The following is a 15,749-nucleotide window of genomic DNA, read 5'->3' on the forward strand; positions in this document are numbered from 1 at the left end:
CAGCGGTGCACATAGTCGCATCCGGATGCGACTATGTGCACCATGATCGGTTCCAAACGGGCTCGACTCCTGCCGACGGCCGAGGATGCGTCGGTAACTCAGCTCGAATTGTTCTTCGACCTGGTGCTCGTCTTCGCCTTCACCATGGTCACCGGCCTCGCCGCACACGACATCAGCGCCGAGAACATGCTCCGCGCGGGCCTCGTGCTCGCGGTCATGTGGTGGCTGTGGATCGCCTACTCCTGGCTGGGCAATGTGGTGCGCGCGGACGAGGGCATCGCCCGGGTCGCCATGTTCTTCGCGATGGGCGGCGGCTTCCTGGCGGCGCTCACCATTCCCGAGGCCTTCGAGGATGGGCCCGGCGGGTGGTACGGGCCGCTGGTCTTCGCGATCGCGTATCTGATCGTGCGGCTGGTGCACCTGGGCATGTTCCTGCTGGCCAGCGCCGAGGATTCGCAACTGCGCAATCAGGTCCTGAAGTGGAGTCTCGGGTCCATCACCATCGGCACCACCCTGCTCGTCATAGCCGCGGAGACCGAGGGGACCACCCAGATCGTGCTGTGGTTCGCCGCCATCGCCGGGGATATGGGCTGGACCCTGCTGGCGGGCGAGGACTGGCGATTGAATTCGGCCAGCCATTTCTCCGAGCGCTACGGGCTGATCGTCATTGTGGCGCTGGGCGAATCGATCGTCTCGATCGGCATCGGCGTTGCCGGACTGCCCATTTCGTGGCCGATCGCGGTCGGATCCCTGCTCGGGCTCGCGGTATCGGGCCTGCTGTGGTGGGCGTACTTCGATGTGGCGGCGCTGGCGGTGGAGCACGAACTGCAGCGGGCCGAGGGCGAGCGGCAGATCAGGATCGCCCGAACCTCCTACACCTTCTGGCATTTCCCGATGATCGCCGGGATCATCGGGCTCTCGCTCGGGCTGAAGAAGGTGCTCTACTACGTCGGCGATGAATCGGCGCACAGCCTGACGGACGCGCTGTACGGCATCCCGCTGTTCGCGCTGTACGGCGGTGTGGTGCTGTATCTGATCGCGTTGGTCGGATTCAAGCACTACGCGACCGGCAGTGTCACGGTGCCGCGATTGGTGGCCGCGGTGGTGCTGCTCGCGCTGATTCCGGCGGCCTGTGCGCTGCCGGCGCTGGCGTCACTCGGATTGCTGTGCGGTGTGCTGTTGCTGCTGATCGGCTGGGAGACAATGCGATACGCGCAGCCGCGCGACGAGATCAGGCACGCGACACACGGCTGAGGTGGTGGCGCACGGTCGCTTCGGGCGGCGTCGGGCCGTAATTGGACGGCTCGACGCGCACCCCGGCGTGCACCGCATCCCTGATCTGATCGACGTTCTCGCGAATCATGTCCGAAACCAGTTCGTCGGTGCGCGGATCCGCGAGCACCTGGAACACGATGCGGAAGGTGGTGTCGGCGATCAGCCGGATGATCTCGTCGTGGAACGGGATATAGCGGACCCGCCCGGCCTGCGGATCGTTCTTGATGAGTTCGAGGATCATCTCGTCCATTTCGGCGCGGTTCTCCTCCAGCGCCGCCGCGATATTGCGGGTGTAGTGGCCCGCGCGCAGCACCTGCGCGACCTCGTCCAGTATGGCGATGGTCATGGGGCGCTTGATGACCTCGACGATGGTCGTCACGAACCGGTTCACCACCGCCGCGGTCACCCGCTCGCCGAGTGCCCGATCGGCGACCCGGCCGACGCGGACGGCGATCACCACGATCCGCAATAACCGGAACCCGCGGAAGAACGGGCTGGTCACCGGGATCATGCCGAGCACTTCGTACCAATAGACGAACGGGAAAGTCCACGGCCAGCCCGCACGCCGCCAGCGCCAGAGGAATTCGGCGGCGAAGATCGCGCACACCGAATAGTCGAGGACCACGATCACCCGGTAGGTGTGCGTGGCGACGTCGAAGAACGTGACCCAGGTGACCAGCACGACGGCGACGACGGCCAGCGCCAACATCACCAGGTCCGACCACAGCGCGGGCGGCTTGCGTGGAAAGTCCAGCTTCGGCGCTTCATCGAGGCCGTACGGGGTCGGCCTGGTTGGAGTTGCCACGTGAGATCCCTTCGACGCCGAACGGTCCCGCCGACAGTAATACGCCGCTGACCGGGCTACTTCCCAGCGCGGATGATGGCCTCGATATTGCGCTCGGCCAGCGCGGTGATGGTGAGCGATGGGTTGACCGTGCCGGTGCTGCCCGGAATGGCCGCACCGTCCATCACGTACAGGCCGGGATGGCCGTGCACGCGACCGTTGCCGTCGGTGGCCCGGCCGAGCACCGCACCGCCCAGCGGGTGCGCGGTGAACAGCGCGTTCGCGTCGTAGCCCAGTGCGCCGTATTCGACCAGCGCATTGGAACGTTCGGCGATCCGGTGATCGACCGCGCGGGCGGCCGCCACGATATCGTCGCGGTTCTTCGTCGACCAGGACAGCCCGACCGAATTGCGGGCGCGGTCGTAGCCGAAGCGCGCACGGGCCGGATCGAGCACCATGCCCAGTGAGGCGAGTGCACCGGTCTCGAACGGAATGCCTGGGATGTACCAACTTTCCAGGGTGAGCGGCACCGCGGATTCGTCGAGGATCCGGCTCACACTCGGCACGCCCTGGCCGAAACCGGCCAGCTGGCTGGCGCCGCGGGCCAGCACCACATCACCGTTTGTGCCCCAGCCGTCGCCGATGTGCTCGTTGAGGTTCGGCAGTGCGCCGGTGGCCTGGGCCCGCACCAGCAGCTCGGAGGTGCCGACCGAACCCGCGCCGAGGAACAGGCGGTCGCAGGTGAGGGTGCGGGTGCAGATCACCTCGCCGGTGGGCGAAAGTTTGGTGACGGTCACCACATAGCGGCCGCCGGATTCCTGCGCGATGGTGTCGACGCGGTGACCCGGATAGATCGCGGATCTGCCGGTGTCCTGGGCGTAGCGCAGGTAGTTCTGGTTGAGGTCGAATTTCGCGCCGTTGGAGTTGCCGAGAGTGCTGCGCGCGACCGTCGCGGAAGGTCTCGAGGTGCCCGCGATTTCGCCGCGCAGCACATCCCAGTTGAAGATCGAGTCATTGGCCAGGGGCTCGTAGCCCGCCCGGCGCACCTGCTCGTCCCAGGCCCGGGAATGCGCGAACGGCGACGCGGCGTACAGATCCGCCGGAATCGTACTGAGCCGCAACATCTCCCGCACCCGCGGGTAGTAGACGCTTTCCATTTCGCCGTAGTCGACGGTGCCGCCGAAGACGTGATCGAAGAAGCGGCGTTCGGGCGCGATCATCGCACCGCTGAAGATCACCGAGCCGCCGCCGACCGCGGCCGCCCGCCACACGTCGATGCCCGGATACTCGGTGCAGTCGAGCACGCCGCCAAAGCTGGCGAAACGCATCGGCACCTTGGTGACGCCGGTGAAGCTGGTGCGATGCCAGAAGCCGCGGCCGTCGGGCAGATCGTCACCGGTGAAGATCTCCCGCCAGGGGTCGTTCGGCCAGCGCGAACCGCGCTCCAGCACAGTGTTGGCGATACCGGCCTCGGCCAGGCGCAGCGCGGTGACCGCGGCGCCGAAGCCGGAGCCGATCACGATCGCGGGCGAATGCTCGGGCGGATCGGGAAGTGGCGCAAAGATTTCCGGCACCCACATGCGGAAAAGGTTGTCCCAGATCGGATCTGCGGCGCCAGATGGGCCCGCGCCCGATACGTTACCCGCGAAACCCAGCATCGCGGCCGTACCGGCTGCCTTGAAAAAGGCACGTCTATGCACCCGGCCACCTCCCTCATCACGCATGGCCGAGCGCAGACTACCGGGATTCCGGTGTGCTGAACAGTCTTGGCGAAGGAATGCCAGCGATCTTGGTCGGCGGCTTCAGTCGGCGAACGGCGCCCTATCCGGTTTGCAGGTCGCGCCGGGTGCCGGGAGCTGTAGGTCGACCAGGTAATGCTCCTGGAGACGGTCCGCGCACTCGCTCACCACCTCATGGCCATAGCCGCCCTCTATGACCACCAGCCTGGCGTTGACCAACTCCTGCTGGGCCCGGCGCGCGGCCGTCAGCGGGGTCACCGGATCGAAGCGATTGTTGAACAGCAGGGCGGGCTTGTCCGAGCGCAGGATCCACGGCCCGGTGATGCGCTGCGGATACCCCGTGGCCGGTGCGGGCCAGGCCCCGCAGGCCTGTCGCAGGTACAGCCACATGGCACCGTAGTGCGGTGCGGCGTTCGCGAATTCGGTTGCCAGCGTTGGCCATTGCTCCGGTTCGCGACCGAAGCTGTTGTCCGCGCAAGTGATTGCGGTGTACGCGTCGAGAAAGTCGTCGGTGAAACCGCCAGCGGCCAGAATCTGTTGTACGACATCGGGATTGCCAGCCGGGCCGCGCTCCAGTTCGGTGAGCAGCTCGGCCAGCGCGGGCCAGCCCGCTTTCGGGTCGTAGAGCATGGTGGCGTGGGCGGGCAGCACCTCGGTCGAGGTCACCGCGCGGGCGCGCTCACCCTGTCCGACCTCGATGGGACCCTGACGCAGCCGGTCGAGCACGGCGTCGTTGCGGGCGCGCAATGCGGCGGCGTCGGTCTTGGCCGGGCCCGCGAACGCGCAATGTGATTGTCCCGCTTCGGCACACAGCCGCAGGAACTCCGTCAGCACCTCCTCGGTGCCCGCGGCGGAGTCGGCGATCTGGGCGCGCGAATCGTTGGTGTAGGCATCCGGGTCGATCATCGAACCGAGGTTCAGTGCGCGGACCCGGTCGCCGAAGAGCGCGCCGTACACCTCGCCCAGATAACTCGCGTAGGACCCGCCCTCATAGGTCATGGTGGTATCGCCCACCGCGCGGCGCAGCAGGTCCAGATCGCGGGCGGCATCGACGGTGGTCAGATGCGGCAGCAACTCCGGGCTATTGGCGGCGCATCCGGCAGCCAGCTCACGGGCCTTGCGCGCGGCCGCGCTCTCCTGCTCGGCATCCGTCGGCGGCAGCAGGAGCCCCGACCAGAACCGGTGCTGCTCTTCGGAATTCGGGAAGCAGCGCACCTGCCCGCTGCGGCCGATGCCGCGCTGGTCGAAGGTGATCACATCGAATCGGCGGGCCACCTCACCGGGAAACAGCTCGCCGTGGCTCGCCCATCTGAAGCCCGAGCCGCCGGGCCCGCCGACCGCGGTGAACAGGGTGCCGATGCGCCGATCCTTATCGGAGGCGGGCTGTTTGATGATCGCGAGCGACAGTGTCGGGCCGCTCGGTTGCGCGTAGTCGATCGGGACCGCCGCCGTGGCGCACTGATACCTGCTCAACGCGGGCTCGGCGCATTGCGCCCAATCGAGTTTCGGAGTCGGCGCCGCATCGGCCTGCGCGACCAGTTCGGCGATCTGCGACACCGCCTCGCTCTGCCGGATGCACGCGACCAATGACGGCGCCAATGCGATCAACGCCAACCCGACGATCTTCCACCCGCGCATACCGATCATCCTGCGTTGCGAACCCGGCCCGCGTCGTCCTCCTTTGGGACCAATCCCGCTCCGCCACAAGTGCGACCGCACTGCGCTAGGCCATCAGCAAACGGACGACGGCGATGCTGCCGACCACGACGATCACCGCGCGCAAGACGTTCGGCGGCATCCGCCTGCCCATCTTCGCGCCCAACTGCCCGCCGATGATCGAGCCGACGGCGATCAGCGCGGCCGCCCGCCAGTCGACATGGGCGATCAGCGTGAAGATCACCGCGGAGACCGCGTTCACCAGCAGACCGAGCACATTCTTGACCCCGTTCAGGCGCTGGATGTCCTCGTGCACGAACACCCCGAGCAGCCCGATCAACAGCACGCCCTGCGCCGCGCCGAAATACCCGCCGTAGATGCCGCACGCGAAGATCGCGAGGAACAGGATCAGACCGCCGTGTTCGGGCTCCGGGCCGGTATCGGCCGCGCGGCGCTGCTTCACCCAGTGCGCCAATCGCGGCTGGACCACGACCAGGATCAGCGCCGCGATGATCAGCACCGGCACGATCGCCTTGAAGGCCGACGCCGGGAGCGTGAGCAGCAGGATCGCGCCGGTGGTGCCGCCGAGCAGTGACGCGGTGCCGAGCCGGACCAGACGGGCGCGCTGTCCTACGAGTTCGCGCCGGTAGCCGTGCGCGCCGCTGATCCCGCCGGGGACCAGGCCGATCGTGTTCGAGACGTTCGCCGTCACGGGCGGAATCCCGAAGGCGAGCAGCACCGGGAAGGTGATCAGGGTGCCCGATCCCACGATGGTGTTGATGCCGCCCGCCGCGATGCCCGCGGCGAGGACGGCGAGTTGTTCCAACCAAGTCATCCGAACTACCTCTTACGTCCCGTCGGAGCCGTCACATAACGGGATCCGTACAAGCGTCCACCAGCCGGTCGGAACGCTAATCGTTAGGTCGGATGACCGGACGATGGGGACCGGGCTTTCGGCGGTGCGTCGTGGCACGGTAAACTCGCCGGCATTATGCAGCGGGCACTTCTTCTCGGCCGCCGCGACGGGGTCTGATCGGACCGGCCTCCCGTCGCGGGGTTCTGCCGCGCTGGTCGACCCGATAACTGGGATCCACCACACCCTGGAGAAAATCGCATGTCCCCTGCTGACGCCTTCGTATCCGGCTCGCGCACCATCACGGCTCCGAGCAAGCCCGCTCACGCGGACCAGCCCGCCTGGAACCGGCAGCTGAACTCCTCCATGCCGACCTTCCGGTACCGGCCCTTCGCCGACGAGGTCGAGCCGATCACACTGCCCGACCGCACCTGGCCGGACAAGATCATCGACCGCGCCCCCGGCTGGTGCGCCGTCGACCTGCGCGACGGCAACCAGGCCCTGATCGATCCGATGAGCCCGGCCCGCAAGCGCCGCATGTTCGACCTGCTGGTGCGGATGGGTTACAAGGAGATCGAGGTCGGCTTCCCGTCGGCCAGCCAGACCGATTTCGACTTCGTCCGCGAGATCATCGAGGACGGGGCCATTCCCGACAATGTCACCATCCAGGTGCTGACCCAGTGTCGCGCCGAACTGATCGAGCGCACCTTCGAGGCGTGCGCCGGTGCGGCCAATGTGATCGTCCACTTCTACAACTCGACCTCGGTCTTGCAGCGGCGTGTGGTGTTCCGCGCGGACCAGGCGGCGGTGAAGAAGATCGCGACCGATGCCGCGAAGCTGTGCCTGGAGGTCGAGAAGCGCTACCCGGACACCAACTGGCGCTACGAGTACAGCCCGGAGTCCTACACCGGCACCGAGCTGTCCTACGCCAAGGAGGTCTGCGACGCGGTCACCGAGATCATCGCGCCGACCCCGGATAGGCCGATGATCATCAACCTGCCCGCGACCGTCGAGATGGCGACCCCGAACGTCTACGCCGATTCGATCGAATGGATGAGCCGCAACCTGGCCCGCCGCGATTCGATCGTGCTGTCGCTGCACCCGCACAACGACCGTGGCACCGCGGTGGCCGCCGCCGAACTGGGTTACCAGGCCGGTGCGGATCGCATCGAGGGCTGCCTGTTCGGCAACGGTGAGCGCACCGGCAATGTCTGCCTGGTAACGCTGGGGATGAATCTGTTCTCCCGCGGCGTGGATCCGCAGATCAACTTCTCCGATATCGATGAGATCCGTCGGACCGTCGAATACTGCAACCAGCTGCCGGTGCACGAGCGCCACCCCTACGGCGGCGATCTGGTCTACACCGCGTTCTCCGGTTCGCACCAGGACGCGATCAACAAGGGTCTGGACGCGATGAAGGCCGCCGCGGACGCCGCCGGCGCCGATGTCGACGACATCGTCTGGGAGGTGCCGTACCTGCCGATCGACCCGAAGGATGTGGGCCGCACCTACGAGGCCGTCATCCGGGTCAACTCGCAGTCCGGCAAGGGCGGCGTCGCCTACATCATGAAGACCGACCACGGGCTGGTGCTGCCGCGGCGGCTGCAGATCGAGTTCTCCCAGGCGATTCAGAAGATCACCGACGGCGAGGGCGGCGAGGTCTCGCCCAAGGAGATGTGGGATGTCTTCGCCGAGGAGTACCTGAGCCCGATCCGCCCGCTGGAGCGGATGCGCCAGAAGGTGACCGCCTCGGAGACCGACGGGGGTGTGGACTCGATCACCGCCGTGGTGAAGGTCGACGGCGTCGAGCAGGAGGTCACCGGCGCGGGCAATGGGCCGCTCGCCGCCTTCGTCGACGCGATCGCGACGGTCGGATTCGATGTGCGGGTGCTGGATTACTCCGAGCACGCGATGTCCGCGGGTGACGACGCACAGGCCGCGGCGTACGTGGAGTGCGCGATCGGGGACAAGGTCGTGTGGGGCGTCGGCATCGCCACGTCCATTACGACCGCATCGCTGCGCGCCGTCGTCTCGGCGGTGAACCGGGCGCACTGAGCCGGGCCGCCGCCCCAGGCGCTGGCCCCGGAGGCTCGCAGTATCAAGATCAGGTGGCACTGGTGGCGGGGGCTTCTCGGGCGATGCCGCCATAAATGCCACCTGATCTTGATCCTGAGTTCGCGCGCGGGGGCGGCGGGCGGTCCGGCGGATCGCGGGGTTTGGGCGCAGAGCGGGGAGTACGGTGGGGATCGGGTACCCGTTGGTGGCAATTTTGTTGCTGATTCGGGTGCCCGGCTCTCGATTTTGCTGTAGGACAGTGTTTTCGAGTTGTCCGTAAGCTGGGGCTGGTCGCGGCGTGTACTCGGCGCGTTGGCCGTGTATAGCACGGGGCGAGGCAAAGTACCTCGTGCTAGCGTTGATTCGCATTCAAGCGCCGAGCTCTCTGCTCGAATTCCCGAGCAGATGGGGGAACTGTGACAACTAACGACCACAATCCGACTTCTCCGCCCTGGCTGCAGAGTCATTCGGTGGATACGGCCGAGGTCACCACCGACTCCTCGGGTCAGCACGCGGCGCAGGACGAGGCGGCCGAATCCGCACCCGTCGACGCGGCGGCCGAGTACGAAGGCGAGCAGGCCGCCGACGCCGCGGAACAGCCGGAGGGCGAGCAGCCCGACGAGCCCGCATCGCCGGAACCCGCGCAGTTCGCCGGATTCCCGGCGGGGCCGATAGACCCGACCACCGCCTATCCGCAGGCCGGGATGCCACAGCAGCAGTACGGACCGCCCGACGGTTTCGCGCCGCCCGGTGCGCCGGGGCCTTACAGCACTGGCCAATTCGCGCAGCCGTATCAGCCGGGGCCGGTCGGTCCCGGGCAGAGCGGTAACCATCCGGTGCAGCCCGCGCCCGAGCAGTCCTATGGCGAGTTCCGGCAGGAGATCGGGCCCGATGGTCTGGTCCGGCGGGTATCGCCGGACGGTCAGGGCGATCCGCAGAGCGGGCCGATCTACAGCTGGGCGCCGCCACCACCGCCGGTGCAGCCGCCGATGTACCAGCAGCCCCCCATGGGTCAGCCGCCGATGGGGCAACCGCCCATGGGTCAGCCGCCGCAGCTGCCCTATGCCGAACAGGGGCCACCGACCTACCCGGATCCGGGGCCGAACACCGGTCAGCTGCCGTATTTCGAGCAGGGTCCGCCGCCCGGATGGCAAGGGGGCCCGCCGAATCCGCATCAGCCACAGCAGCCGTTCCAGCCGCAGCATGTGCCGCAGCCGGGACAGCCCGGACATTCGGTCAACGATCTGAACCTGCTGAAGCGGGCCCGCAAGGCGCCGCGCAGTGGCTGGCGGCGGGCCGTGCACAAGGCCTCCGGCGGCATGATCAATCCGGGTGAGTCCGCGGCGGATGTCGTCTACCGCGACCTCGTCGACCGGGTGAATCAGCCGGTGCGCGGGGACTATCGGATCGCGATCCTCTCGCTCAAGGGCGGCGTCGGCAAGACGACGACCACCGTCGGACTGGGATCGACGTTCTCCTCGCTGCGCGGTGACCGGGTCATCGCGATCGATGCCAATCCCGACCTCGGCACACTGGCGCACCGGGTGCCGCGCCAGACCCGCTCCACCGTGCGCAATCTGCTCGAGGATTCGCATATCACCAGGTACTCCGATGTCCGGGCGCATACATCCCAGGCGCCGAGCCGACTGGAAGTGCTTGCCAGTGAACAGGATCCGGCGGTTTCCGAGGCCTTCAGCGAGGCCGACTACCGCCAGGCCATCGGCATCCTGCAGTCGTTCTACAACATCATCCTCACCGACTGCGGCACCGGACTGATGCATTCGGCCATGGCCGGTGTGCTGGATATGGCCAGCTCATTGGTGCTGGTGACCTCCCCCGCCATCGACGGCGCCCGCAGCGCCTCGGCCACCCTGGACTGGCTGGACCACCACGGCTACGGCAAGTTGGTCGAACGAACCGTGGTGGTGGTCAACGCCTCTCGGCGCGGCGCCTCCACCGTCGACCTGGATCAGCTCCGCAAGCTGTTCCTCGACCGCACCCGCGCGGTCCAGGTGGTCCCCTTCGACGACCACCTCGCCGAGGGCGCGGAAATCGACCTGGAACTGGTCAGCAAGCCGACCCGCCGCGCCCTGCTGGAACTGGCCGCTATGGTCGCCGACGACTTCGCCTACATCGGCTCCCAGCAATACCGCCCAGGCCCACCCCGCCACCACTAGCTCCGAAACCGTTGCGGCCCGGCACTTCACCAACGCCGGGCCGCACTCGCTTCGATCCTGGCGCGGGGAGTCCGAGCATCGCGCTACCTCGCATGGAGCACAGCTGACGTAGCCGATTGGTGTGCGGCAGACGGCTGCCGGCACCGACCGGGCCATAACGTCGCGGACGGCACATGGCCGCGGCTACTCGGCTGCTACCTGGTGGGCGGCGGTGCGGAAGGCGTCCAGGACGGTGGCGATGGCGGGGCGGGTTTCGGCGTGGGGGCGGGTGGCCAGTTCGTAGAGGCGGGCGGCGCGGACGCCGGTCAGGCGCAGGACCGCGAGGTCGGGGTGGGCTACGGCCCAGCGGGGCATGAGGGCTACGCCGTAATTCGCGGCCACCAGGGTTTCGATGACGCGGAAGTCGTTGAGGCGCTGGGCGATCCGGGGTTGGACGCCGGTCATCGTGGCAATGGAGCGCAGGACGTCGTCGACCGGGAAGCCGCCGCGGACGCTGAGCCAGGTTTCCTCGGCGAGTTCGGCCGGAGTCACCTCGGTGCGGCCCGCGAGCGGATGTGTCGGTGCGACAACGACATCGGTGGGTTCACGCATGACCACGGTGGTGCTGACCCGCGGACCCGAAATGCCGGGGGCGCGTTCGTCGCGGTGGGTGAGGACGATGTCGTAGTCGGCGAGCAGGCGCGGAACCTCGGTCGGCGGCAGGTCCACGTCGCTGGCGACGACCTCGACGCCGCTGTCGGCGAGCGCGGGCAGTACCCGCGGCAGCAGTAGCGCGGCGCCGGACGGGAACAGCGCGACCCGAACTCGTCCACGCGGCGAACCACGGTAGTGAGCCATCTCGGCCACCGCACGATCCAGGGCGGCGAGCACCTCATCGGCGCGCACCACCAGCGCCTGCCCCGCATCAGTGAGCCGAACTCGGCGACCGTCCGGTTCCAGCAGCGGCACCCCCGCCTCCTTGGCCAGCACCTTGAGCTGCTGCGATACCGCGGAAGGAGTCATCGAAAGAGCCTCGGCGACAGCGGCGATCGTCCCGCGATCGGCGAATTCACGCAGTACGCGCAGACGCTCGACCGCCATCGGCGGCCCGACCCGCACGTTCTCCGGCACTGCGGAAATCATTAAGCAATGCTACATCGATAGTCCATATTTATTCGATTGTCCTTATTGATTTCATTACCCACGATAAGAAGCGTGACCAATCGCGATCGCCTGCTCGGGCTTACCGTTGTCCTGCTCTGGGGGCTGAATTTCGTTGCCATCCGGGTGGGGCTGGACCACTTTCCGCCGTTCTTCTTCGCCGCGCTGCGCTTTGCGGTGATCGCGGTGCCGGTTGTGGCGTTCGTCCCGCGTCCGCGGGTGCCGCTGCGCTGGTTGCTGTTGTACGGAACCGGATTCGGGATCCTGCAATTCGCATTCCTGTTCACCGCGATGCGAGCCGGGATGCCGACCGGGTTGTCCTCGCTGGTGCTGCAGTCCTCCGCGCCGTTCACGGTCGTGCTGGGTGCGCTGTTGCTGCGGGAGCGGCTGCGGACGACCCAATTGCTCGGTATCGCCGTCGCGGTGGCGGGCATCGTGGTGATCGGCCTCGATCGGGCACAGCATGCCGCGCTGTTGCCGGTGCTGCTGACGCTGGCGGGCGGCCTCGGCTGGGCCTTCGGCAATATCGGCTCCCGATTGGCCACCGCGCCCGGCGGGGTCAATCCGCTGCACCTCACGCTGTGGATGACGGTCGTGCCGCCGATCCCCATGTTCGCGCTGTCCGGACTCATCGAAGGACCGACGACCGGCCTGCACGCACTGACCGACGTCACCTCCCCCGGCGGCTGGCACGCGCTGCTCGGCCTCGCCTACATCGTCGCGCTCGGCACCATCGCGGGTTCGGGTCTGTGGACCTACCTGATGAGCCGGTACCCGGCCAGCACGGTCGCACCCATGTCCCTGCTCGTCCCGGTGGTCGGCATCCTCGCCGCCTGGGCCGCATTCGGCGAGGACCCGACGCCGCTGTCACTGCTCGGCGGAGCCATCGTGATCGCCGGCGCATTCGCGGCGACGAAGGCGGGTCGCCGCGATGCGAATGCCACACCAGCGGAAGCGGTTTCGACCACTCACCCGGTGTCGCAGACATCGGATCCGACCCTCGGCGGGCAACCCCGATTGGTGGATGCCTGAGGCACCGGCGGGGCGCGACCGCGAATGACGCCGAGAAGGAGGCGGTTTCGACCACTCGGCCGACATCGGATCCGACCACCACCAACTGGTCGAGGTGTATGAACGCCGACAGAGTTGGTGCACGATCGAAGTTGTCCATTCCGGCCCCTGAGCCCCAGCGGGCAGGGTTCAGTGCACTCGACACAGCCTGCGACAACCCGCTCAGCCCTGTTGCGAGCGATTTACCTGCCCCTTCCGTCGGCGACCGTGACCATCGGCCACCGTGACGCCCCGACCTGCGAAGGTTGCGTACGACCCGGGTTCCAGGAAGTAGCTCGGACCGGTCGCACCGGCCGGTAATGTCTGGCCCGCTGTAAGCGCCGAACGGTCGAAGGCGATGCCGACCGTGGTGCGGCGGCTATCTGGGGCGGGTCGGGTCGTCCAGAGCAGTCGCTTTACAGTGTTTGCGGCGGTAGAGATCGGGATCCAAGGCTGGGCACAACGAAGCGCATGGCAGATCAAGAGTGGACCGTTTCGCGAAGAACAATGCTTCGCGGGGCGGTTGCGATGGGGGCAGCGACGGCGGGGGCACTAACGGCCGGTGCGCTGAGACCGGTGCCTGCCGCGGGCAGTCCGGGCGGCAGGCGGGTCGCGGTACTCGGCGGTGGGGTCGCGGGATTGACCGCGGCGCACGAGCTGGCCGAGCGTGGATTCCAGGTCACGGTGTACGAGAGACGCGCGCCCGGGGGCAAGGCACGCAGCGTTGCGGTGCCGGGCAGCGGGTCGGGCGGACGGCCGGAACTGCCCGGCGAGCACGGCTTCCGATTCTTTCCCGGCTTCTACCAACACATTCCGGATACGATGCGGCGAATTCCATTCGCGGGCAATCCGAATGGCGTCTGGGGCAATCTGATCGGCGTGCCGGAGGCACGTTTCGCCCGCCGCGACGGCGACGATTTCCGGCTTCCGCTCGGCCCGAAGGCGCGCACCAATTTCACCCCGGATTCGTTCCGCGAAACCATCGGCGCGACGATCTCGACGGCCCTGAAAATGTCCGCCAGCGAGGGCGCCTACTTCGCCGATCGACTGCTGGTATTCAACTCCAGTTGCGACGCCCGCCGGTTGGGGCAGTGGGAATACACCTCATGGCGCGACTTCGTCGGTGGCCACCAGCGCTCCCACGAATTCCGCGCACTGCTCTCGCGCACGCTGACCAGCATCATGGTGGCCGCGAAGGAGGATGTGGCCAGCGTCCGCACCATCGGCACCATGGGCGAACAGTTCCTGGGCAACCCCTTCGAGATCGGCAATGACGGCGCACTGGACCGGGTGCTGAACGGGCCGACCAATTCGGTGTGGATCGATCCGTGGGTGCAGCGGCTGCGCGAACTCGGCGTGCAATTCGCGCTCGGGGCCGAAGTGCGCGGGCTCGATGTGCGCGATCGACGGATCGCATCGGCGCGCATCGTCGATGCGAACGGCGCTGCGAGCATCGACGCCGACTATTTCGTGGTCGCGCTGCCCGCCGAGCAGGCCCGCGCGCTGTGGTCGCCCGACGTGCTCGCGGTGCGTCCCGAACTGGCCGCGATGGATCGGCTGTTCGTCGACTGGATGAACGGAATCCAGTTCTATCTGCGCAGGCCGATGGACATTTCGCGCGGCCACACCGCCTATATCGACGCGCCGTGGTCGCTCACCTCGATCAGCCAGAATCAGCTGTGGACGCGCAAACTCACCGAATTCGGCGACGGCACGGTGCAGGACTGTCTTTCGGTCGATATCTCGGACTGGAACACTCCAGGAATGCTCTACGGCAAGCCCGCCAAGGAGTGCACGCACGACGAAATCGCCCGCGAGGTGTGGGCACAGATAACCGCGCATCTCGATGACCGCGGTGACCTGCTGCGCGATGACGATCTGCACTCCTGGTTCCTCGATCCGGGCATCAGCTGGCAGGAGTCCCAGCGGCGCAACGCCAATGCCGACCCGCTGCTGATCAATACCGCCGGTTCGTGGGAGTGCCGACCGGAGACCCACGGCGCGCTCGAAAACCTGTTCCTGGCCGGCGATTACGTGCGCACCAATGTCGATCTCGCGACCATGGAGGGCGCCAACGAATCCGCGCGCGACGCGGTCAACGCCATCCTCGAGGTCTCGGGCTCGAATGCCGAGCGCTGCCGCAAGTTCACGCTCTACCGGGCCGCCGAGTTGGAACCCCTGCGCCGCATCGATGCCGACCGCTACGCCGCGGGCCAGCCGAACCTGTTCGACGTGCGACTGTGATCGATCTCCCCTCCCGGGGAACGTAATTCGATCGCCCGGGACACCGTGCCGGTGCTTTCATCGAAGTATGGGCGAAATCACGGGCACGAATGAGATCACTGATCCGGCTGACCTGCGACAGCTACTCGGGGACGTCATGCCGCGGGCCGCGACCAAGGAGCGCGTCGCACTGCATCCCCGGGATCGCGACTGGATCGCCGCCACCCCGTTCATCGCTCTGAGCACCAGCGATGCCGAGGGCAACTGCGATACCTCGCCGAAGGGCGATCCGGCCGGATTCGTGAAGGTGCTCGACGACACCACCATCGCCATCCCGGAACGCCCGGGCAACCGCAGGGCCGACGGCTACCTGAACATCCTCAGCAACCCGCACGTCGGCCTGCTGTTCATGATTCCGGGCCGCCGCGAGACACTGCGCATCAACGGCCGGGCCCGCCTGGTTCGCGATGCTCCGTATTTCGACGACATGGTGGTGCAGGGGCATCGCCCGATCCTGGCCATCGAGGTCGATATCGAGCAGATCTTCTTCCATTGCGCCAAGGCCTTCATCCGCAGTCACCTGTGGGAACCGGAGCAGTGGCCGGTCGACAATCTGCCCAGTCCCGCCCGCCTGGTCAAAGAGGTCCAGACCAATGTGACGGAGTCGGTGGAGGAGCTGGAGCGCTACTACTCGCCGGAGAATTACCGAGCCAAGCTGTACCGGGAGTGAGCACGGTCACTGCGGCCGAGCGGACGGGCCGCAGCGAGTGCGCCGGCGCGCAGAACACATAGACTCG

Annotated in this window: 11 protein-coding genes; 6 read left to right on the forward strand and 5 right to left on the reverse strand. The window is 67.3% G+C overall.

The genetic code is table 11. The features are described 5' to 3' along the window. The first annotated feature begins 42 nt into the window (after positions 1 to 42). The gene (locus ACHQ4I_RS37215; RefSeq protein WP_420776571.1) at positions 43 to 1,254 is read left to right on the forward strand and encodes a low temperature requirement protein A; all 1,212 of its coding nucleotides are present in this window, start codon (positions 43 to 45) and stop codon (positions 1,252 to 1,254) included. Here the strand turns inward: ACHQ4I_RS37215 and ACHQ4I_RS37220 are convergent. The 4 genes from ACHQ4I_RS37220 to ACHQ4I_RS37235 form a co-directional block, all read right to left on the reverse strand. Further along, complete coding sequence (locus tag ACHQ4I_RS37220; RefSeq protein WP_420776572.1) at positions 1,232 to 2,080, reverse strand: ion transporter; 849 nt, start codon at positions 2,078 to 2,080, stop codon at positions 1,232 to 1,234. The two genes, ACHQ4I_RS37215 and ACHQ4I_RS37220, sit on opposite strands and share 23 nt — an antisense overlap. 56 nt (positions 2,081 to 2,136) lie before the next feature. Continuing rightward, positions 2,137 to 3,759, reverse strand: a complete 1,623-nt coding sequence (locus tag ACHQ4I_RS37225; protein WP_420776573.1) for a GMC oxidoreductase — start codon at positions 3,757 to 3,759, stop codon at positions 2,137 to 2,139. 102 nt (positions 3,760 to 3,861) lie between these two features. Continuing rightward, entirely contained in the window at positions 3,862 to 5,436 is a 1,575-nt protein-coding gene (locus ACHQ4I_RS37230; protein ID WP_420776574.1) for an alpha/beta hydrolase, read from the reverse strand. Between the two features lie 85 nt (positions 5,437 to 5,521). Next, positions 5,522 to 6,289 (reverse strand): sulfite exporter TauE/SafE family protein, encoded by a 768-nt coding sequence (locus tag ACHQ4I_RS37235; RefSeq protein WP_420776575.1) that lies wholly within the window; start codon positions 6,287 to 6,289, stop codon positions 5,522 to 5,524. Positions 6,290 to 6,568: 279 nt separating this feature from the next. On the opposite strand from ACHQ4I_RS37235, the gene leuA reads away from it, so the two are divergent. Both leuA and ACHQ4I_RS37245 read left to right on the forward strand, forming a co-directional pair. Continuing rightward, entirely contained in the window at positions 6,569 to 8,362 is a 1,794-nt protein-coding gene (leuA, locus tag ACHQ4I_RS37240; RefSeq protein WP_420776576.1) for a 2-isopropylmalate synthase, read from the forward strand. 704 nt (positions 8,363 to 9,066) lie between these two features. Further along, positions 9,067 to 10,539, forward strand: a complete 1,473-nt coding sequence (locus ACHQ4I_RS37245; protein WP_420776649.1) for a nucleotide-binding protein — start codon at positions 9,067 to 9,069, stop codon at positions 10,537 to 10,539. Between the two features lie 183 nt (positions 10,540 to 10,722). Here the strand turns inward: ACHQ4I_RS37245 and ACHQ4I_RS37250 are convergent, their stop codons facing one another. After that, positions 10,723 to 11,619, reverse strand: coding sequence for a LysR family transcriptional regulator (locus ACHQ4I_RS37250; protein WP_420776650.1), 897 nt, complete (start codon positions 11,617 to 11,619; stop codon positions 10,723 to 10,725). A gap of 114 nt (positions 11,620 to 11,733) precedes the next feature. On the opposite strand from ACHQ4I_RS37250, the gene ACHQ4I_RS37255 reads away from it, so the two are divergent. The 3 genes from ACHQ4I_RS37255 to ACHQ4I_RS37265 all read left to right on the forward strand — a co-directional run bounded on the left by ACHQ4I_RS37255 (position 11,734) and on the right by ACHQ4I_RS37265 (position 15,682). Continuing rightward, entirely contained in the window at positions 11,734 to 12,711 is a 978-nt protein-coding gene (locus ACHQ4I_RS37255) for an EamA family transporter (RefSeq protein ID WP_420776577.1), read from the forward strand. Positions 12,712 to 13,257: 546 nt separating this feature from the next. Continuing rightward, positions 13,258 to 14,973, forward strand: coding sequence for a hydroxysqualene dehydroxylase (locus ACHQ4I_RS37260; protein ID WP_420776578.1), 1,716 nt, complete (start codon positions 13,258 to 13,260; stop codon positions 14,971 to 14,973). A gap of 67 nt (positions 14,974 to 15,040) precedes the next feature. After that, entirely contained in the window at positions 15,041 to 15,682 is a 642-nt protein-coding gene (locus tag ACHQ4I_RS37265; RefSeq protein WP_420776579.1) for a pyridoxamine 5'-phosphate oxidase family protein, read from the forward strand. Positions 15,683 to 15,749: the final 67 nt, after the last annotated feature.

Origin of the sequence: Nocardia nepalensis (assembly GCF_048910785.1) — a bacterium.
Classification (GTDB): Bacteria; Actinomycetota; Actinomycetes; order Mycobacteriales; family Mycobacteriaceae; genus Nocardia; species Nocardia nepalensis.